Source organism: Hydrogenophaga sp. UC242_50 (assembly GCF_042697355.1).
GTDB lineage: Bacteria > Pseudomonadota > Gammaproteobacteria > Burkholderiales > Burkholderiaceae_C > Hydrogenophaga.
The window spans coordinates 3326541-3346243 of the sequence record NZ_CP170553.1; the positions used below are offsets into that span (position 1 = coordinate 3326541).

At 68.7% G+C, this 19703-nt stretch carries 11 protein-coding genes and 3 pseudogenes; 8 read left to right on the forward strand and 6 right to left on the reverse strand.

Annotated elements, in window-relative coordinates:
• Window positions 1–5: 5 nt before the first annotated feature.
• Window positions 6–3170 (forward strand): efflux RND transporter permease subunit, encoded by a 3165-nt coding sequence (locus ACFJGX_RS17090; protein WP_382326631.1) that lies wholly within the window; start codon window positions 6–8, stop codon window positions 3168–3170.
• A gap of 276 nt (window positions 3171–3446) precedes the next feature.
• Here the strand turns inward: ACFJGX_RS17090 and ACFJGX_RS17095 are convergent.
• Together ACFJGX_RS17095 and map are read right to left on the reverse strand one after the other, a co-directional pair.
• Window positions 3447–6134, reverse strand: a pseudogene (locus ACFJGX_RS17095) ([protein-PII] uridylyltransferase).
• 4 nt (window positions 6135–6138) lie between these two features.
• Window positions 6139–6963, reverse strand: a complete 825-nt coding sequence (gene map, locus ACFJGX_RS17100; protein WP_382157755.1) for a type I methionyl aminopeptidase — start codon at window positions 6961–6963, stop codon at window positions 6139–6141.
• A 127-nt stretch (window positions 6964–7090) separates the two neighbouring features.
• Between map and purL the strand changes: the two are divergent.
• The 4 genes and pseudogenes from purL (at window position 7091) to ACFJGX_RS17120 (ending at window position 13207) form a co-directional block, all read left to right on the forward strand.
• Window positions 7091–11100, forward strand: a pseudogene (gene purL / locus ACFJGX_RS17105) (phosphoribosylformylglycinamidine synthase).
• 18 nt (window positions 11101–11118) lie between these two features.
• Entirely contained in the window at window positions 11119–11385 is a 267-nt protein-coding gene (locus ACFJGX_RS17110) for a DUF2164 domain-containing protein (RefSeq protein ID WP_382328734.1), read from the forward strand.
• A gap of 3 nt (window positions 11386–11388) precedes the next feature.
• Window positions 11389–12223: pseudogene (locus tag ACFJGX_RS17115) on the forward strand (phytanoyl-CoA dioxygenase family protein).
• Window positions 12224–12235: 12 nt separating this feature from the next.
• Window positions 12236–13207, forward strand: a complete 972-nt coding sequence (locus ACFJGX_RS17120) for a DUF808 domain-containing protein (RefSeq protein WP_382326633.1) — start codon at window positions 12236–12238, stop codon at window positions 13205–13207.
• A gap of 5 nt (window positions 13208–13212) precedes the next feature.
• Here ACFJGX_RS17120 and ACFJGX_RS17125 read toward each other — a convergent pair whose 3' ends face one another.
• Window positions 13213–15180: a U32 family peptidase gene (locus ACFJGX_RS17125; protein ID WP_382326635.1), complete on the reverse strand. Its 1968-nt coding sequence runs from the start codon at window positions 15178–15180 to the stop codon at window positions 13213–13215.
• A 69-nt stretch (window positions 15181–15249) separates the two neighbouring features.
• Here ACFJGX_RS17125 and ACFJGX_RS17130 point away from each other — a divergent pair, with 69 nt between their 5' ends.
• Both ACFJGX_RS17130 and ACFJGX_RS17135 read left to right on the forward strand, forming a co-directional pair.
• Complete coding sequence (locus tag ACFJGX_RS17130) at window positions 15250–16005, forward strand: alpha/beta fold hydrolase (protein ID WP_382326637.1); 756 nt, start codon at window positions 15250–15252, stop codon at window positions 16003–16005.
• 55 nt (window positions 16006–16060) lie between these two features.
• Window positions 16061–16756 (forward strand): heparan-alpha-glucosaminide N-acetyltransferase, encoded by a 696-nt coding sequence (locus tag ACFJGX_RS17135; protein ID WP_382325614.1) that lies wholly within the window; start codon window positions 16061–16063, stop codon window positions 16754–16756.
• Window positions 16757–16823: 67 nt separating this feature from the next.
• Here ACFJGX_RS17135 and ACFJGX_RS17140 read toward each other — a convergent pair whose 3' ends face one another.
• From ACFJGX_RS17140 to ACFJGX_RS17150, 3 genes are all read right to left on the reverse strand, one after another.
• Window positions 16824–17603: a peptidylprolyl isomerase gene (locus ACFJGX_RS17140; RefSeq protein WP_382324939.1), complete on the reverse strand. Its 780-nt coding sequence runs from the start codon at window positions 17601–17603 to the stop codon at window positions 16824–16826.
• Between the two features lie 100 nt (window positions 17604–17703).
• A complete protein-coding gene (locus tag ACFJGX_RS17145; protein WP_382324937.1) occupies window positions 17704–17982 on the reverse strand; it encodes a BolA family protein in 279 nt (92 codons plus the stop codon).
• A gap of 61 nt (window positions 17983–18043) precedes the next feature.
• On the reverse strand, window positions 18044–18592 hold the full coding sequence (locus ACFJGX_RS17150) for a septation protein A (protein WP_382326638.1): 549 nt from the start codon (window positions 18590–18592) through the stop codon (window positions 18044–18046).
• A 140-nt stretch (window positions 18593–18732) separates the two neighbouring features.
• Here ACFJGX_RS17150 and ACFJGX_RS17155 point away from each other — a divergent pair, with 140 nt between their 5' ends.
• Window positions 18733–19692 carry a YcjF family protein gene (locus ACFJGX_RS17155; RefSeq protein ID WP_382326640.1) on the forward strand — a complete coding sequence of 320 codons (960 nt, stop codon included), beginning with the start codon at window positions 18733–18735 and terminating at the stop codon, window positions 19690–19692.
• Window positions 19693–19703: the final 11 nt, after the last annotated feature.

Sequence of the window (19703 nt, forward strand, 5' to 3'; positions counted from 1 at the left end):
CGGCCATGAACGTCTCCGCCTGGTCCATCAAGAACCCCATCCCGGCGGCGATGCTGTTCGTCATGCTCACGCTGGCGGGCCTGTTCTCCTTCAAGCAGATGAAGGTGCAGAACTTCCCCGACCTGGACCTGCCCACCATCACCGTGGTGGCGGCGCTGCCGGGCGCCTCGCCCAACCAGCTCGAAAACGACGTCGCCCGCATCATCGAAAACAGCCTGGCCTCGCTGCAGGGCCTCAAGCACATCTACACCAAGGTGCAGGACGGCACGGTCTCGCTCACGGTCGAGTTCCGCATCGAGAAGAACACCCAGGAAGCGCTGGACGACGTGCGCTCGGCGGTGCGCAAGGTGCGCAGCGAGCTGCCCACCGACCTGCGCGATCCCATCGTCAACAAGGTGGAGCTGGCCGGCGGCGCGGTGCTGGCCTACACGGTGTCCTCCGACAAGATGGACGCCGAGGCCCTGTCCTGGTTCGTTGACAACGACGTGTCCAAGCAGCTGCTGTCGGTGACCGGCGTGGGCGCTGTCAGCCGCGTCGGTGGCGTGGACCGCGAGGTGCAGGTGCTGCTCGACCCGCTCAAGCTGCAGTCGCTGGGCACCACCGCCACCGACGTGTCGCGCCAGCTGGCGCGCGTGCAGATCGAGAGCGCGGGCGGCCGGGTGGATTTGGGCGGCAGCCAGCAGCCGCTGCGCACCTTGTCGCAACTGGCCTCGGCCGAGGCGCTGTCGAAGATGGAAATCGCGCTCAGCGATGGCCGCCGCATCCGCCTGGACCAGATCGCCGAGGTGCGCGACACCGTGGCCGAACCGACCGCCGCCGCCTTCCTGGACGGCAAGCCGGTGGTGGGCTTCGAGGTCGCGCGCAGCCGGGGCGCGAGCGAGATCGAGGTGGGCGACGGGGTGCGCGCGCGCCTCAAGGACCTGCAGACGGCGCGGCCCGACCTGAAGATCACCGAATCGTTCGACTTCGTGACGCCGGTGAAAGAAGAGTTCGACGCCTCCATGACGCTGCTCTACGAGGGCGCCTTGCTCGCCGTGCTGGTGGTGTGGCTCTTCCTGCGCGACATCCGCGCCACCATCGTCTCGGCCGTGGCCCTGCCGCTGTCGGCCATCCCGGCCTTCATCGGCATGTACTACATGGGCTTCACCATCAACGTGGTGACGCTGCTGGCGCTCTCGCTGGTGATCGGCATTCTGGTGGACGACGCCATCGTGGAGGTGGAGAACATCGTGCGCCACATGCGCATGGGCAAGTCACCGTACCAGGCCGCGATGGAGGCGGCCGACGAGATCGGCCTGGCGGTGATCGCCACCACCTTCACCCTGATCGCGGTGTTCCTGCCCACGGCCTTCATGGCGGGCATTCCGGGCAAGTTCTTCAAGCAGTTCGGCTGGACCGCCGCGCTCGCGGTGTTCGCCTCGCTGGTGGTGGCGCGCGCGCTCACGCCGATGATGGCGGCCTACATCCTCAAGCCCTTCGTGTCCCGGGAGATGCCGCGCTGGGCGGCGTCCAACCCCGTCACCGCCGCGGCCTGGCGCTGGGTCAACAACCAGGAGGAGCCCGGCTGGCTCAACACCTACCAGAACTGGGCGCGCTGGTGCATCCGCCACCGCTGGATCACCAGCATCGGCGCGGGCCTGTTCTTCGTCGGCTCGCTGCTGCTGATCCCGCTGCTGCCGCAGGGCTTCATCCCGCCCGACGACAACTCGCAGACCCAGGTGTTCCTGGAGCTGTCTCCCGGCGCGACGCTGGAACAGACCATCGCCACGGCCGAGCGCGCGCGGGTGCTGGTGGCGGCGGTGCCGCACGTGCGCTCGGTCTACACCACCATCGGCTCGGGCACGGCCGGCACCGACCCGTTCGCGCCGCAGGGCGCGGCCGAGTCGCGCAAGGCCGCGCTGACCATCCAGCTCGACCCGCGCGGCGAACGGCCGCGCAAGCAGGGCATTGAAAACCAGCTGCGCGAGGCGATGTCGAACCTGCCGGGCGTGCGCAGCAAGGTGGGCCTGGGCGGCTCGGGCGAGAAATACATCCTCACGCTCACCGGCAGCGATGCCCATGCGCTGAGCACCGCGGCGCGCGCCATCGAGCGCGACCTGCGCACCATCCAGGGGGTGGGCAGCATCCAGTCCACGGCCGCGCTGGTGCGCACGGAAATCATCGTCACGCCCGACCTCGCGCGCGCCGCCGAACTCGGCGTCACGAGCTCGGCCATCGCCGAAACGCTGCGCATCGCCACCGTGGGCGACTACGACAACGCCTTGCCCAAGATGAACCTGCCCGAGCGGCAGATCCCCATCGTGGTCAAGCTGGACGTGGGCGCGCGGCACGACCTCGAGGTGCTCAACCGCCTCGCGGTGCCCGGCAGCAAGGGCCCGGTGATGCTGGGGCAGGTGGCCCAGCTCGACTTCGGCGGCGGGCCGGCGGTGATCGACCGCTACGACCGCGCGCGCAACATCAACTTCGAGGTGGAGCTCGCGGGCATCGCGCTGGGCGACATGAAGATGGCGGTGGAAAAGCTGCCCAGCCTGCGCAACCTGCCACCGGGAGTGTCGGTGCTGGAGATCGGCGACGCGGAAGTGCAGGGCGAGCTGTTCGCCAGCTTCGGCCTGGCGATGCTGACCGGCGTGTTGTGCATCTACATCGTGCTGGTGCTGCTGTTCAAGGCGTTCCTGCACCCGGTGACCATCCTGGCGGCGCTGCCGTTGTCGCTGGGTGGGGCTTTCGTGGCGCTTCTGCTGGCGAACAAGAGTTTTTCCATGCCTTCGCTGATCGGTCTGATCATGCTGATGGGGGTGGCGACGAAGAACTCGATCCTGCTGGTGGAGTACGCGATCGAGGCGCGGCGCGAGCACGGGTTGAGCCGGCTCGACGCGATCCTGGACGCCTGCCACAAGCGGGCCCGGCCGATCGTGATGACGACCATTGCCATGGGCGCGGGCATGTTGCCGATCGCGATTGGCTGGGGCGCGGCCGATGGCAGCTTCCGTTCACCGATGGCGGTGGCGGTGATCGGCGGCCTGATCACCTCGACCTTCCTGAGCCTGTTGGTGATTCCGGCGGTGTTCACCATCGTGGACGATGTGTCGCTGTGGTTCGCCGGCTTGTTCCGGCGCAAGCCGGCGGCCGATGGGCATGACCCTGTGGAGACGGGGACCCTTCGCGCCTAGTCCGTTGGGGGATCAGGGGGACGGCGGTGCGCTCAGCTCCGCGAATGTCCCCCGAGTCGGCTTCGCCGCCTCTCCTCCTTTACTTCGCTGCGCTGAACGCACCGCCGTCCCCCCTGATCCTGCCGACGGGTTGGCCCATGGTCGGTGGTGTGCCAAGAGCACTTCCAAGCCCGCGAGGGTGGGTGTTCTGCGCAGCGGGGTAAAGGAGGAGGCGGCACCAGCCGCCGGGGGACACCCGCGGAGCAGGGCACCCGCCCTCGCGGGCCGCCAACCAAGTCAGCCCTCAAGCGTCTCCAGAAGCTCCGTCTCGATCTCGATCTGCCGCTTGTTCATCTGCAACTGCGCGCCACTGATCAGGAAGGTATCTTCCACCCGTTCCCCCAGGGTGGTCACCTTGGCGAGCTGCACGTTGATGTCGTAGCGCGCCAGCACCCGCGTGATGCCATAAAGCAGCCCAGCGCGGTCACTCGCCGAGACCGACAGCAGCCAGCGCTGCGCCTTCTCGTCCGGCCGCAGATCCACCCGCGGCGTGATCGGAAAACTCTTCACACGGCGCGAAAGCCGGCCCTTGGTCGGCGCGGGCAAGGGGCCGCGTTCGTCGATCGTCTGCGCCAGGTTGTTCTCCACCATCGCGATCAGCTCGCGGTAGTGCTCCGACATCGTCGGTGCCACCACCTGGAAGGTGTCCAGCGCATGGCCGGTCAGCGTGGTGTGCACGCGCGCGTCCAGGATGCTGAAGTGCGAACTGTCGAAATAACCGCAGATGCGCACGAACAAATCGGGCTGGTCGGGCGCATACACCAGCACCTGCAGGCCCTCACCCTCGGGCGAGATGCGCGCGCGCACGATGCACTTGTCAATCGGCTTCTCGGCCCCTTCTTCCAGCTTGGCCGCGGGCTTGGCCGCCGCCTGCGCGATCTGGCGAGAGAGCACCCGCGTGTGCCACGCGATCTCGTCGGCCTGGTGGCGCATGAAGTAGCTCACGTCCAGCGTGTCCCACAGCGCCTTGTGCGCCTGGTGGGGCAGGGCGTGCAAGGCCAGCATGGACAGCGCCTCGCGCTTGCGGCCTTCGATCACCGCCCCGGGGTCGGGCGCCCGGCCACCCAGCGCGCGCAAGGTGTAGCGGTACAGGTCTTCGAGCAGCTTGCCCTTCCAGGCGTTCCACACCTTGGGGCTGGTGCCCCGGATGTCGGCCACCGTGAGCAGGTACAGCGCCGTGAGGTAACGCTCGTTGCCCACGCGCCCGGCGAAGGCGGCGATCACGTCGGGGTCGCTCAGATCCTCCTTCTGCGCCATGCGGCTCATGGTGAGGTGCTCGGCCACCAGGTACTGGATCAGCTTCGTGTCTTCGCGGTCGATGCCGTGCTGGTGGCAGAAGGTGCGCACGTCGCGCGCGCCCAGGTCGGAATGGTCACCGCCCCGGCCTTTGGCAATGTCGTGGAACAGCGCCGCCACGTAGAGGATCCAGGGCTTGTCCCAGCCGGCCGCGAGCTGCGAGCAGAACGGGTACTCGTGCGAGTGCTCGGCGATGAAGAAGCGGCGCACGTTGCGCAGCACCATCAGGATGTGCTGGTCCACCGTGTAGACGTGGAACAGGTCGTGCTGCATCTGCCCCACGATGTGACGGAACACCCAGAGGTAGCGCCCGAGCACGGAAGTCTGGTTCATCAGCCGCATGGCGTGCGTGATGCCCTCGGGCTCCTTCAGGATCTGCAGGAACTGCGCGCGGTTGACCGGGTCGGCGCGAAAGCGCGCGTTCATCACCGGGCGGGCGTTGTACAGCGCGCGCAGGGTGCGCGCCGACAGGCCCTTGATGCCCACGGTGGTCTGGTAGAGGTGGAAGGTTTCCAGGATGGCGTGCGGCTGCTGCACGTACAGGTTGTCGCTCGCCACCTCGAGCATGCCGCCCTTGTCGAAGAAACGTTCGTTGAGCGGGCGCAGGCGGTCCACGCCGGCCACGTCACTCTGCAGCCGCTCCTGGATGTTGAGCAGCAGGATCTGGTTCAGCTGGGTCACGGCCTTGGCCGCCCAGTAGTAGCGCTTCATCAGCGCCTCGCTGGCGCGGCGCGTGCCCTTGGCGCTGCTGGCGATGCCGGCCGGCACCTGGGCCTTGAAGCCGAAGGACTCGGCCACGGCGTTCTGCAGGTCGAACACCAGCCGGTCTTCGCGGCGGTGGGCCAGCAGGTGCAGGCGCGCGCGGATCAGGCTCAGCAGGGCCTCGTTGGCCTTGATCTGCCGCGCCTCCAGGGGCGTGCGCCAGGCCCTTGCGGGCCAGTTCGTCCCAGCTGCGGCCCAGGCCGGCGGCCTTGCGCACCCACAGGATGATCTGCAGGTCGCGCAGGCCACCGGGCGACTCCTTGCAGTTGGGCTCCAGGGAGTAGGGCGTGTTCTCGAACTTGGTGTGGCGCTGGCGCATTTCCAGCGTCTTGCCACGAAGAAGGCCTTGGGGTCCATGGCCTCGGCCAGCTGGTTCACCAGGGTGGAAAAGGCGTTCTTGCTGCCCGCGATGAGCCGGCATTCGAGCAGCGAGGTCTGCACCGTCACGTCTTTCGCCGCCTCGTCCACGCAGTCGGCGATGGTGCGCACGCTGGAGCCGATCTCCAGGCCCAGGTCCCAGCAGGCGCCGATGAAGCCTTCCAGGCGGGCCTTGAGCGCGGCGTCGTCGTCGGGCCGGCTGCCGTCGGGCAGCAGCACCAGCACGTCCACGTCGGAATGGGGAAACAGCTCGCCGCGCCCGAAACCGCCCACGGCGATGAGCGAGAAACCGGGCCCGAAGCCCGCCAGGGACCACAGCTCGCGCAGGGTCTGGTCGGTCAGGCGGGAGAGTTGCTGCAGCGCCTTGCGCACGCCCCGGGTGGACGAGCCCTGCACGCCCAGCTGGTCGAGCAGGGCGGCCTTGTCCGTGCGGTATTGCTGCCGCAGGGTGCCGAGGTCGGGCGCGGCGGGCACCGGCGCGGGCGCCATGGCCTCAGGCAAGGGCGGGCGCCGGTGTCACGAAGGCGGGCGCGGGCAGGCTGCCGGCCGACAGGGTGAGCACCTCGTAGCCGGTCTCGGTGACCAGCACGGTGTGTTCCCACTGGGCCGAGAGCGAGCGGTCGCGCGTGACGATGGTCCAGCCGTCGCCCATTTCCTTGATGTCGCGCTTGCCGGCGTTGATCATGGGCTCGATGGTGAAGGTCATGCCGGGCTTGAGCTCGTCCAGCGTGCCGGGGCGGCCGTAGTGCAGCACCTGCGGGTCTTCGTGGAAGCGCTGGCCGATGCCGTGGCCGCAGAACTCGCGCACCACCGAGAAACCGTTGCCCTCGGCAAAGGTCTGGATCGCGTGGCCGATGTCGCCCAGGCGGATGCCGGGGCGCACCATCACGATGCCCTTCCACATCGCCTCGTAGGTCACCTGGCAGAGCCGGCGCGCCTGCACCGAGCAGGCGGCCTCGCCGCCGATCAGGAACATGCGGCTGTTGTCGCCGAACCAGCCGTCCTTGATCACCGTCACGTCGACGTTGAGGATGTCGCCCTTCTTGAGCGGTTTTTCGTTCGGGATGCCGTGGCAGACCACGTGGTTGATGGACGTGCACAGGTGGCCCGGGTAGGGCGGGTAGCCGCTGGGCTGGTAGCCGATGGTGGCCGAGACGGTGCCCTGCTGCTTCATGTACTCGGCCGCCAGGCGGTCGATTTCCAGCGTGGTGATGCCCGGCTGGATCAGCGGCGTGAGGTAGTCCAGCACTTCGGACGCCAGGCGGCAGGCCGTGCGCATGCCCGCGATGCCGGCTTCGTCTTTGTAGGTGATGCTCATGGGGTGCGATTATCCCATCTGACCCCGTCTGGAGGGCCCTCGGCAAGGCAAGGCCATGGGGGCGGCCGGGTAAAATTCCGGGTTTTCCACCTGCCGCCGGCGGGTCAACGCACCTCAGGCTCCCAACGTGTCCCTGCACCTGCGCTTTTTTGAAGGCGGCAACGCCGTCAGCGACTTCAAAGTCCAGCAGCTCCTGCCCCGCCTCGCGGGCATTTCCGACAAGATCAACGGCCTTTCGGCCCGCTTCGTGCACCTGGCGAGCTTCGACGGCGAGCCCGACGCGGCCACGCTGCAGCGCGTGGGCGAGCTGCTGACCTACGGCGAACCTGGCACCCCGGCGCACGCCCAGCTGGAAACGGCCGGCGCGCCGGCCCTGCTGGTGATGCCGCGCCTGGGGACGGTCTCGCCCTGGGCCTCCAAGGCGACCGACATCGCCCACAACTGCGGGCTGAGCCTGCACCGGGTGGAGCGCCTGGTCGAGTACCGGGTCGGCCTCAAGTCCGGCCTGCTGGGCAAGAAGGCCAGCCTGTCCGAAGAGCAGCTGCGCGCCGTGGCCGACCTGCTGCACGACCGCATGACGGAAAACGTCTCGCTCGACCGCAGCCAGGCCCAGGCCCTGTTCACCGAGCTGCACCCCGCGCCCATGGAGCAGGTGGACGTGCTCGGCGGTGGTCGCACCGCGCTGGAGCGCGCCAACGCCGACTGGGGCCTGGCCCTGGCCGACGACGAGATCGACTACCTCGTCAACGCCTTCAACGGCCTCAATCGCAACCCGACCGACGTCGAACTGATGATGTTCGCGCAGGCCAACAGCGAGCACTGCCGCCACAAGATCTTCAACGCGCAGTTCACCATCGACGGCGTGGCGCAGGACAAGAGCCTGTTCGGCATGATCCGCCACACCCACCAGCAGGCGCCGCAGCACACCGTGGTGGCCTACTCGGACAACGCCTCCATCATGGAAGGCAGCGTGGTCGAGCGTTTCGTGGCCCGCGCCGGCGGCGACGTCTCGCCGGCCTACGCCGCCGAAACCGCCACGCACCACGTGCTGATGAAGGTGGAGACCCACAACCACCCGACCGCCATTTCCCCGTTCCCGGGCGCCTCCACCGGCGCGGGCGGCGAAATCCGCGACGAGGGCGCCACCGGCCGGGGTTCCAAGCCCAAGGCCGGCCTGACCGGCTTCACCGTTGGCAAGCTCTGGGGCGGCCTCTCCGACCAGCCGGGCGGCAAGCCCGAGCACATCGCCAGCCCGCTGCAGATCATGACCGAGGGCCCCCTGGGCGGCGCGGCCTTCAACAACGAGTTCGGCCGGCCCAACCTGCTGGGCTACTTCCGCGAGTACGAGCTGGCGGTGGACGGCGTGCAGCGCGGCTACCACAAGCCCATCATGATCGCCGGCGGTGTCGGCGTGATCGACGCCATCCAGACGAAGAAGATCGAATTCCCGGCCGGCTCGCTGCTCATCCAGCTCGGCGGCCCGGGCATGAAGATCGGCATGGGCGGCAGCGCGGCCAGTTCCATCGCACCGGCACCAACGCCGCCTCGCTGGACTTCGACTCCGTGCAGCGCGGCAACCCCGAGATCGAGCGCCGCGCGCAGGAGGTCATCAACCACTGCTGGCAGCAGGGCGAGAACAACCCCATCCTGGCGATCCACGACGTGGGCGCGGGCGGCCTCTCCAACGCCTTCCCCGAACTCACCAACGACGCCGGCCGGGGCGCGCGCTTCGACCTGCGTGCCGTGCCGCTGGAAGAAAGCGGCCTGGCGCCCAAGGAAATCTGGTGCAACGAGAGCCAGGAGCGCTACGTGCTGGCGATCGCTCCCGAATCGCTGGCGACGTTCCAGGCCTTCTGCGAGCGCGAGCGCTGCCCGTTCGCCGTGATCGGTGTGGCGACCGAAGAGCGCCAGCTGGTGCTGGCCGATGAGGGCGCGCCGAGCCCTGTGGACATGCCGATGAACGTGCTGCTGGGCAAACCGCCCAAGATGCACCGCGACGTGAAAAGCGTGGCGCGCCAGGCGGCCCCGCTGGCGCTCACCGGTGTGAACCTGCAGCAGGCCGTGATCGACGTGCTCAGCCACCCGACTGTGGCCTCCAAGCGTTTCCTCATCACCATCGGCGACCGCACCGTGGGCGGCCTGTCGCACCGCGACCAGATGGTCGGCCCCTGGCAGGTGCCGGTGGCGGACTGCGCCGTGACGCTGGCCGACTACAAGGGCTTCGCGGGCGAGGCCATGAGCATGGGCGAGCGCACGCCGCTGGCCGCGCTCGACGCCGCCGCGTCGGGCCGCATGGCGGTGGCCGAGGCCATCACCAACCTGCTGGCCGCGCCCATCGAGCTGCCGCGCGTGAAGCTCTCCGCCAACTGGATGGCCGCCTGCGGCGAACCGGGCGAAGACGCCGCGCTGTACGAGACCGTCAAGGCCGTGGGCCTGGAACTCTGCCCGGCGCTGGGCATTTCCATCCCGGTGGGCAAGGACAGCCTGTCCATGCGCACCCAATGGAGCGAAGGCGGCGAGACGAAGAAAGTGACTTCGCCGGTCAGCCTGATCGTGAGCGCCTTCGCCACGCTGGCCGACGTGCGCGGCACGCTCACGCCGCAACTCAACAATGCGCTCGAAGACACCACGCTGGTGCTGATCGACCTCGGCAAGGGCCGCCACCGCATGGGCGGCAGCGTGCTGGCCCAGGTGCTGGGGCAGGGCGGGGGCGAGGTGCCCGACCTGGACGACGCCCAGGACCTGGTGAGCCTGGTCAACGCGGTGAACGCGCTGCGGGCCCAGGGCCAGATCCTGGCCTACCACGACCGCAGCGACGGGGGCCTGCTGGCGGCGGCCGCCGAAATGGCCTTCGCCGGCCACGTGGGCGTGGCGCTCAACGTGGACCTGCTCGTGACCGAAGGCGATGGCATCAGCGACAGCCGCGCCGAGATGGGCGACGCCAAGAACTGGGCCGGCCAGGTCAGCGCGCGCCGCGAGGAACTCACGCTCAAGGCCTTGTTCAGCGAAGAGCTGGGCGTGCTGCTGCAGGTGCGCACCGAGGACCGCAACGCCGTGATGCAGACCCTGCGCGAGCACGGCCTGTCCAAACACAGCCACTTCGTCGGCAAGACCCGCCCGGCCTCGTCCACCATGGACGCCGGCAAGGGCCAGCTGCAGGTCTGGCGCGACACCAAGGCCGTGTTCTCGGCCAGCCTGTTCGACCTGCAACAGGTCTGGGACAGCGTGAGCTGGAAGATCAACCAGCAGCGCGACAACCCGGCGGGCGCCGATGCCGAACACGCGGCCGCCGGCCGGCCCGACGACGCCGGCCTGCACACGAAGCTGACGTTCGACGCCACCGACAACGTGGCCGCGCCGTACCTCAACCTGGCCCGGCCCAAGGTCGCGATCCTGCGCGAGCAGGGCGTGAACTCGCACGTGGAGATGGCCTACGCCTTCACCCAGGCCGGTTTCGAGGCCTTCGACGTGCACATGACCGACCTGCAGACCGGCCGTGCGAAGCTGGCCGACTTCAAGGGCGTGGTGGCCTGCGGCGGCTTCAGCTACGGCGACACGCTGGGCGCGGGCATCGGCTGGGCGCGCAGCATCACCTTCAACCCCGGTCTGTCCGAGCAGTTCCAGGCCTTCTTCGGCCGCGACGACACCTTCGGCCTGGGCGTGTGCAATGGCTGCCAGATGTTCGCCGAGCTGGCCGACATCATTCCCGGTGCCGAGGCCTGGCCGCGCTTCACCACCAACCAGAGCGAGCGCTTCGAGGCGCGCCTGTCCCTGGTGGAGGTGCTGGACTCGCCCAGCCTGTTCCTGCAGGGCATGGCCGGCAGCCGCCTGCCCATCGCGGTGGCGCATGGCGAGGGTTACGCCAACTTCCGCCACCGGGGCGACGCCAGCAAGGCCATCGCCGCGATGCGCTTCACCGACCACGGCGGCGCGGCCACCGAGGCCTACCCGTTCAACCCCAACGGCAGCCCGGGCGGCCTGACGGCGGTGACCACGGCCGACGGCCGCTTCACGGCCATGATGCCGCACCCCGAGCGCGTGTTCCGCAACATCCAGATGAGCTGGACCGACCAGGACCCGGCCGCTTTCAGCGCCTGGATGCGCCTGTGGCGCAACGCGCGCAAGTGGGTCGGCTGACCGGACGCATCCCACGCCATCGAACTGCCCAAAGCCACCCGCGACGAGGCGATCGCCTCGATCCAGCGTTACTTCGACGCGAACATGGACGAGCGCATCGGCAACATCGCCGCCGGTGGCCTGCTGGGCTTTTTCCTGGAGGAGATCGCGCCCGCGGTTTACAACCAGGCCGTGGCCGATGTGCAGGAACGCCTGCAGGCGCGCGTGGCGGAGCTCGACATCGAAGTGCACGAGGACGCTTTCACCTACTGGCGCAAGCGGGAGAAACCCGCCAAGGGGAGATGACGCATGGCCCGAGAACTCTTTCTGCCTGAGGGCACCGCCACCGATTTCGCCACCGACGGCGCCGTGGTGCTGCGCGGGGTGTTCAATGCCGACGAACTGGCCCTGCTCGAACGCGGCATCGAGCACAACCTGGCGCATCTGAGCCCGCTGGCGCTGGTGGCGAGCGAACCCGACGACCCGGGCCGTTTCGTCGAGGACTTCTGCACCTGGCAGGACAACCCGTCGTACCAGCGCATCCTGCGCGATTCGGCCCTGCCGCACATCGCCACCCAGCTCATGCACAGCCGCACGGCCCGGATCTACCACGATCATTTGCTGGTCAAGGAGCCTGGCACGCGCCAGCCCACGCCCTGGCACCAGGACCAGCCGTACTACAACGTCAGTGGCCGCCAGAACGTGAGCTTCTGGATTCCCGTGGACCCGGTGCCGCTGGCCAGCACGCTGCGTTTTCGTGGCCGGCTCGCATGCCGGCACCTGGTACATGCCGCGCACCTTCCGCGACCAGCAGGCCCGCTGGTTCCCCGAAGGCACGCTGGCCGAGCTGCCGGCCATCGACGCCGAGCCCGACCGTTTCCGCCAGTTGGCCTGGGCACTCGAGCCCGGCGACTGCGTGGCCTTCCACATGCTCGCGCTGCACGCCTCCAGCGGCGTGGGCCCGGGGCAGCGCCGTCGCGTGTTCTCGGCCCGCTACCTGGGCGAAGACGCGCGCCATGCACCCCGGCCCTGGCGCACCTCGCCGCCGTTTCCCGGCCTAGCCGAGCGCATGGCCGATGGCGCCGAGCTCGACGATCCCCTGTTTCCGCCCGTCTGGCCCTCCCACGACAACACCCACTCCTGAAAGGGCCGCCCCATGGCCGGAACCAGCCTGCTCGCGCTGATCGACGACATCGCCACCATCCTCGACGATGTGGCCCTGATGACCAAGGTGGCGGCGCGCAAGAGCGCGGCCGTGGCGGACGACGTGGCTGCCATGACCCAGCTGGCGGCCAAGAAGACCGCCGGCGTGCTGGGCGACGACCTCGCGCTCAACGCCCAGCAGGTCACCGGCGTGAAGGCCGACCGCGAGCTGCCCGTGGTCTGGGCCGTGGCCAAGGGCTCGCTCCTCAACAAGGCCATCCTGGTGCCCAGCGCGCTGGTCATCAGCGTGATCGCCCCCTGGGCCATCACGCCGCTGCTGATGCTCGGCGGCCTGTTCCTGTGCTTCGAGGGCGCCGAGAAGCTGTGGCACGCCTTCGGCCCGCACCAGGCGGAAGACGCGGCGAACCGCGAAGCGCTGGTGGAGGCCGCGGCCAACGAAAGCGTCGATCTGGTGGCGTTCGAGCAGCAGAAGATCAAGGGCGCGGTGCGCACCGACTTCATCCTGTCGGCCGAGATCATCGTGATCACCCTGGGCACGGTGGCCGCCGTCGGCATGGGCCAGCGCATCGCCGTGCTGGTGGGCATCTCGCTGATCATGACCATCGGCGTCTACGGCCTGGTGGCGGGCATCGTCAAGCTCGACGACCTGGGCCTGCACCTCAACCAGCAGGCCGCGGCCTGGAAACAGTCCCTGGGCCGCGGCATCCTCGCGGCCGCGCCCTGGCTGATGAAAACGCTGTCGGTGGTCGGCACCGCCGCCATGTTCCTGGTCGGCGGTGGCATCCTGGTGCATGGCATCCCAGCGCTGGGCCATGGCATCGAGGCCTTCGCCGCCACGCTGGGCTGGATCGGCTCGCTCGCTTCCAGCCTGGCGGGCGCGCTCGCGGGCCTGGTCGCCGGTGGGGTGGTGCTGGCCCTGGTGAGCCTGGGCAAGCGCCTGCGCGGCGGCGCGAAGACCGCCTGAGTGCCTCAGGCGGTCGTGGCAGGCCGCGTGCGGTAGAACTTCAGCGGGCTGGCCGGCACGGCCTGCATCACGGCGGGCTTGATGCGCCCGACCACGTGCATCTCGCAGGGCTTGCAGTCGAAGCGCAGCGTGAGTTTCTCGCTGCCGTGCGTGATGCTCATGGGCTCGGCGCGGATCGTGCCCTGCACACCGGTGACGCCCTTGGCCTGCTTGGGGCACAGGCTGAGCGAGAAGCGCACGCAGTGTTTGGTGATCATCAGGCTCACTTCGCCTTCTTCCTCGTGGCTCTCGTAGGCCGAGGCGATCACCTTCACGCCGTGTTTCGCGTAGAAGTCGCGCGCCTTGTGGTTGAACACGTTGGCCAGGTAGGTCAGGGTGTCTTCCGGGTAGCTCACCGGTGGCTCCACCGGGGTGGCGCGGGGCAGGCGCTGCCAGGCCGAGGCGCGCGCGGCTTCCAGCGCGGCGATGGCGTCGCGCCGCAGCGGGTTGAGCAGCGAGGCCGGCACGAACCAGGGTTGCGAGAGCTGCAGCGACACGTCGATCGGCTCGAACACCGTCTCACCCAGGCGAGAGAGCCCTTCGCGCAGCCGGGCCTCGGCCTGGGCGGCGTCCTTGGCCGGCTCCAGCGCGCCGGGCAGGGTGGCAGCGGCGCAGTGGCCGTCTTCGTCGGTGGCGGTGAGCGTCAAGCCCTCGGCCGTGTCGTCCAGCCGCAGCCAGACGCCGATGCGGCGGTCGGCCGATTTTTTCTCCAGCGTGCGCACCCAGTCCACGTCGCGGTTGCGGTTGACCACCGTGCCGCGCTTGAGGTGGCGCAGGCCCTCCATCGCGTCCTTGGGGAACACGCGCCACTGGCCCGGCGTGCCCGTGGGTTCGGCGCGGTTGATCTGCAGGCCCACCAGTTCCTTGTGCAGGTCGAGGTAACACAGGCCGTCGCCGTTGTGCACCACGGTGGCTGGGTCGTCGGTTTCGATCTCGACGAAGTTGGGCCCGACCTTGCTCACCCAGCCGATGGGCCGGCCCGGGTTCTTGGGCGTGTCGAAGGCACCGATGTCCTCCTGGCGGCCCTGCACGAAGTAGTCGGTGAACTCGCGGTTGAAGTTCTGGCCGGGGTCGGGGGTGAAGCCGAAGGTGCAGCGGCCGCTCGAGGCCCGGCCCAGCTCGGGCCGCTCGTCCAGGATCTGATCGAACAGGCGGCGGTAGTGCGCCGTGATGTTCTTGACGTAGCCCATGTCCTTGTAGCGGCCTTCGATCTTGAAGCTGCGCGCGCCCGCGTCGATGAGCTCGCGCAGGTTGTCGCTCTGGTTGTTGTCCTTCATCGAGAGCACGTGCTTGTCGTGCGCGACGATGCGGCCCTGGCTGTCCTTCACCTCGTAGGGCAGGCGGCAGGCCTGCGAGCAGTCGCCGCGGTTGGCGCTGCGCCCGGTGTGGGCATGGCTCACGTAGCACTGGCCGCTGTAGGCCACACACAGCGCGCCGTGGATGAAGAACTCGATCTGGCAGCGCTCGGCATCCAGCACGTCACGGATCGCGGCGATCTGCGGCAGCGTGAGTTCCCGCGCCAGCACCAGCTTGGACAGGCCCGCGTCCTGCAGGAAACGCGCCTTCTCGGGCGTGCGGATGTCGGTCTGCGTGCTCGCGTGCAGCTGGATCGGGGGCAGGTCGATCTCCAGCAGGCCCATGTCCTGCACGATCAGCGCGTCCACGCCCGCGTCGTACAGCTGCCAGGCCAGCTTGCGCGCGCCCTCCAGCTCGTCGTCGCGCAGGATGGTGTTCATGGTCACGTAGACGCGGCTGCCGAAGCGGTGCGCGTGCCGGGCCACGCGCGCGATGTCCTGCACGCGGTTGTCGGCGCTGGTGCGCGCGCCGAACGAGGGCCCGCCGATGTAGATCGCATCGGCGCCGTGGTTCACCGCCTCGATGCCGATCTCGGCGTCGCGGGCGGGGGAGAGCAGTTCAATCTGGTGGGGCAGCATGGCGGTCGGTCGTGGAGCGGGCAGAATCGGGCCAGGAAAAACAGCCCGATATTGTCCAGGAGAACGTCCATGTCCCCAAGCCCCGACACCCCAAAAACCGCTGTCGTGCTGGTCCACGGGGCCTGGCACGGCGCCTGGTGCTGGCGCCGCGTGCTGCCGCTGCTGCGCGGCGCGGGCGTGGAGGCGCACGCCGTCACCCTCACCGGCGTGGGCGAACGCGCCCACCTGCTCAGCCTGGCCGTGGACCTGCACACCCACATCCAGGACGTGTTCGGCCTGGTCGAGGCCGAGGAACTGCAGCGCATCGTGCTGGTGGGCCACAGCTACGCGGGCGTGGTGGTCACCGGCGTCGCCGACCGCCTGCAGCGCGAGCGCCCCGGCTGCCTGGCGCACCTGGTCTACCTGGACGCGGCCGTGCCGTATCCCGGCGACAGCTGGAGCAGCCACCATTCGGCCGAAACCAAACAGGCCCGCGCCGATGCCGCGAAACCCAGCGGCGGCCTGAGCTTTCCGCCGCCCGACGCCAAGCTGTTCGGGCTGGAGGGTTCAGACCGCGATTGGGTGAACCGCCGCCAGACCCCCCAGCCTTACCGGCTCTACCAGCAACCGCTGGATTTTGACGCCGCGCTCGTGAATGCCGTGCCCCGCACCTTCATCGACTGCACCTCGCCCGCGCTGGCCACCATCGCTCCCGCGCGCGAGCGCGTGCGCCGCGAACCCGGCTGGCAGGTGCTGGAGTTGGCCACCGGGCACGACCCGATGGTGAGCGAACCGCAGGCCCTGGCCGAGATGCTGCTGGGCATCCACCGCGCTTCCGCCGCCTGAAAGCACCGCCGTGGCACAGCGCCTGGACCGCATCGACCTGCTGCGCGCGGCGGCCATGCTGTGGATGACCGCGTTCCATTTCTGCTTCGACCTGGATTTCTTCGGCTTCATCAACGAAGACTTCTACCGCGACCCGGTCTGGACCGGGCAACGCACCGCCATCGTCAGCCTGTTCCTGTTCACCGCCGGCCTGTCCCAGGCCGTGGCCCTGCACCAGGGGCAGACCTGGGCGCGCTTCTGGCGGCGCTGGCTGCAGGTGGCCGGGGCGGCGCTGCTTGTCACGGCGGGCTCGGTGGCCATGTTCCCGAACAGCTTCATCTACTTCGGCGTGCTGCACGGCATCGCGGCCATGCTGATCATCGTGCGGCTCACGGCGGGGTGGGGCGCCTGGCTGTGGTGGCTGGGCGCGCTGGTCATCGCGTTCAAGTTCGCGGCGCCACACGCCATCGCCACCTGGCCGGCGCTGGACGTGCTCAACACCCCGGCCCTCAACTGGCTGGGCCTGATCAACCGCAAGCCGATCACCGAAGACTATGTGCCGCTGGCGCCCTGGCTGGGCGTGATGTGGTGGGGCATGGCGGCCGGCCAGTGGGCCCTGTGGCACCGGCCGCACTGGCTGGGCACGGCCGACGCGGCGGCCACCGGTGTGCGAAGGGGCCTGGTGACGCTGGGGCGCTGGAGCCTGTCTTATTACCTGCTGCACCAGCCGGTGCTGCTGGGCCTGGTCTGGGTCGCCGCCCAGATGCGCTGAGCGGACGAGCGCCGGGCACAAAAAAGCGCGGACCGGCCGCGCTTTTTCGTGTAAGAGGCGAAACGCTTTACTGGATCTTGGCCTTTTCGCGCAGCGTCTTCTGGAACTCGGCCAGCTTCTGTTGCTGCATCTGCTGCTCGATCTGCGGCTTGATGTCCTCCAGCTTGGGCAGTTCGGCGGTGCGCACGTCGTCCACGCGGATGATGTGCCAGCCGAACTGCGTCTTCACCGGCTCCTGCGTCAGCTGGCCCTTTTCGAGCTTGACCATGGCTTCGGAGAACTCCGGCACGTAGCTGGCCGCGGCCGCCCAGTCCAGGTCACCCCCGTTGGCGCCGGATCCCGGGTCCTTCGACTGCTTCTTGGCGATCTCTTCGAACTTGCCGCCCTTCTTGAGGCTGGCGATGATGGCCTTGGCTTCGTCTTCCTTCTCCACCAGGATGTGGCGCGCGCGGTATTCCTTGCCGCCGTTGGCCGCCACGAACTTGTCGTACTCGGCCTTGACGTCGACGTCGGTCACCGGGTTCTTCTTCTGGTAGTCGGTGAAGAGGGCTCGGATCATGATGGTCTGGCGCGCCAGTTCCATCTGGTTCTTGTATTCCTCGGTGGCGGCGATGCCGCGCTTCTGCGCTTCCTGCATGAAGACCTCGCGCAGCACCACTTCTTCCTTGAGCTGGGCGCGCACGTTGTCGTCCACCGGGCGGCCGGAGGCGGCGATCTGCTGCTCCAGCACCGTCAGGCGCGCCGTGGGAACGGGCTTGCCGTTGACGATGGCCACGTTCTGTGCCAGGGCCCAGGGCGCTGCCGTGATGAGGGCAGCCGCGGTGAGGGCCGTCAGGGAGAATTTCATGGTGTTCCTCGGGATAAAAGGGGGTTGGAGCCGCCGCCAGGGGCAGGGTTTCAGCAATCAGGTATCAGAACGTAGCGGCTGAATGGGGTGTGGTCGGCCTTCAGGCCTTGATTTCGATGGCCAGGGCATGCAGCCCCGCCTCGGTGAATTTTTGCAGCGCATCATACACAAGGCGGTGCTGCGCCACCCGCGTGCGGCCAACGAACGCGGGCCCGCCGATGCGCACACGGAAATGCGTGCCATAGCCCAGGCCATTGGCGCCCGCATGGCCGGCGTGGGCCGCGCTTTCGTCCAGCACTTCGAGCACGGTGGGGGTGAGGGCTTCGCGCAGGCGCGCCTCGATCGCGGCGGCGGTGGGGACCACGGCGGTGTCGCTCATTGGAGTACCTCCACCCTGCGGGCTGCGGTGCGAGCCCCCTTCGGAGCGGCCGGGCGGGAGCTCATGGCTTCTTCTCCACGGCGTCGTCGTCCTTGAGGTAACGCGCGATGTACAGGCCCTGGCCCACGATGAAGACCACCGGGAACACATAGCCCCAGAGCTTGAAGTTCACCCAGTCTTCGGTCGAGTAGTAGGCCGCCACATAGGCGTTGATGCCCGCCATGAACAGGAAGTAGCCGACCCAGGCCACGGTGAGCCGGGCCCACACGTTCGTGGGGAGGTTGAGCTGGCTGCCCAGCAGGATCTGCAGGAAATTCTTCTTCCAGATCCACAGGGCGGCCGCCAGCACGACGCGCATGCTCGCGTACAGCACGGTGGGCTTCCATTTGATGAAGCGCTCGTCCTGAAGGAACAGCGTGAGCGCACCGAACACCAGCACCAGCACCAGCGTGACCTTGTGCAGGGTCTGCAGCTTGCGGTCGAGCGCGTAGATGAGGGCGGTCTGGACCAGGGTGGCGGCCATCAGCACACCGGTGGCGGTGTAGATGTCGGCCATCTTGTAGGCCACGACGAAAAGGCCGATGGGGAAAAAATCGATGAGAAAACGCATGCGGCGATTATCGGGCTTGGATATGACGCATCCTTAAGCGGGGCTTTGGGCGCGGCGGCCGAGCGGAACTTGCGGCCCGGCAGAGGCTCTCTATCGTGTCCCCGGTCCCGATTCACCCTTTCTCCAGGAGCCTCGCGCGCATGACCCCACAGGAACAGCAGTCCATCCTCTCCATCGCCTTGCTGGCCGCGTTCGCCGACGGCAACAAAGCCGACGCCGAGCGCGAAGCGATCCGGCGCATGGCCGAATCGCTGCCGCACGAATCGGGCGGCACCGTGCTGGTGCGCCTGTACCAGGACGTGCTGCTCAAGCGCGTGTCGCTGGCCGATGCGGTGGCCGGCCTGCCGGACGCCGGGCAACGGCAGCTCGCCTACGAAATGGCGGTCTGTGTGTGCGACGCCGACGGACGGCAAAGCCCGGCCGAGGCGGCTTTCCTGAGCGATCTCAAGGCCCGCCTGAAGCTGGACGCGGGCGAGGCCGCCGCCTTCGAGCGCGAGGCGGATGCCGTCCTGGACGCGGCGGAGAAGGCGGTGCCGGTCGCCGTGCCCGTGGCGCCCCCGGTGGTCGCCGCCAGCGTGGCGCCGGGCGTGGACCTCGACAAGTCCATCCTGAACTACGCGCTGCTCAACGGCGCGCTGGAGCTGCTGCCGCAGTCCTGGGCCTCGATCGCCATCATCCCGCTGCAGGTGAAGATGGTCTACGCGATCGGCAAGGCGCACGGCGTGGAGCTGGACCAGGGCCACATCCGCGAGTTCATCGCGGCGGTGGGCGTGGGCCTGACCTCGCAGTACCTGGAGCAGTTCGGCCGCAAGCTGCTCGGCGGCCTGCTCGGCAAGGCCGCCGGGCGCACCGTGGGCCGCCTGGGCGGCGCGGCCACCGGCATGGCGTTTTCGTTCGCCACCACCTACGCGCTGGGCCAGGTGGCCCGGCGCTACTACGCGGGCGGGCGTGTGATGAGCACCGAGCTGCTCAAGCAGAGCTTCCAGGACCTGCTGGGCCCGGCCAAGCAGATGCAGGCGCAGTACCTGCCGCAGATCCAGCAAAAAGCCGCGACCCTGGATGCAGGTCAGGTGATGCAGATGGTGCGCGGCGGGGTATAGACGAGAAGCAC

Bases quoted from the DNA above. Each gene is read 5' to 3' on its own strand.
- ACFJGX_RS17090 (WP_382326631.1), top strand. From the start codon at position 6: ATGAACGTCTCCGCCTGGTCCATCAAGAACCCCATCCCGGCGGCGATG.
- map (WP_382157755.1), bottom strand. From the start codon at position 6,963: ATGAGCATCACCTACAAAGACGAAGCCGGCATCGCGGGCATGCGCACG.
- ACFJGX_RS17120 (WP_382326633.1), top strand. From the start codon at position 12,236: ATGGCCGGAACCAGCCTGCTCGCGCTGATCGACGACATCGCCACCATC.
- ACFJGX_RS17125 (WP_382326635.1), bottom strand. From the start codon at position 15,180: ATGCTGCCCCACCAGATTGAACTGCTCTCCCCCGCCCGCGACGCCGAG.
- ACFJGX_RS17130 (WP_382326637.1), top strand. From the start codon at position 15,250: ATGTCCCCAAGCCCCGACACCCCAAAAACCGCTGTCGTGCTGGTCCAC.
- ACFJGX_RS17135 (WP_382325614.1), top strand. From the start codon at position 16,061: ATGCTGTGGATGACCGCGTTCCATTTCTGCTTCGACCTGGATTTCTTC.
- ACFJGX_RS17140 (WP_382324939.1), bottom strand. From the start codon at position 17,603: ATGAAATTCTCCCTGACGGCCCTCACCGCGGCTGCCCTCATCACGGCA.
- ACFJGX_RS17145 (WP_382324937.1), bottom strand. From the start codon at position 17,982: ATGAGCGACACCGCCGTGGTCCCCACCGCCGCCGCGATCGAGGCGCGC.
- ACFJGX_RS17150 (WP_382326638.1), bottom strand. From the start codon at position 18,592: ATGCGTTTTCTCATCGATTTTTTCCCCATCGGCCTTTTCGTCGTGGCC.
- ACFJGX_RS17155 (WP_382326640.1), top strand. From the start codon at position 18,733: ATGACCCCACAGGAACAGCAGTCCATCCTCTCCATCGCCTTGCTGGCC.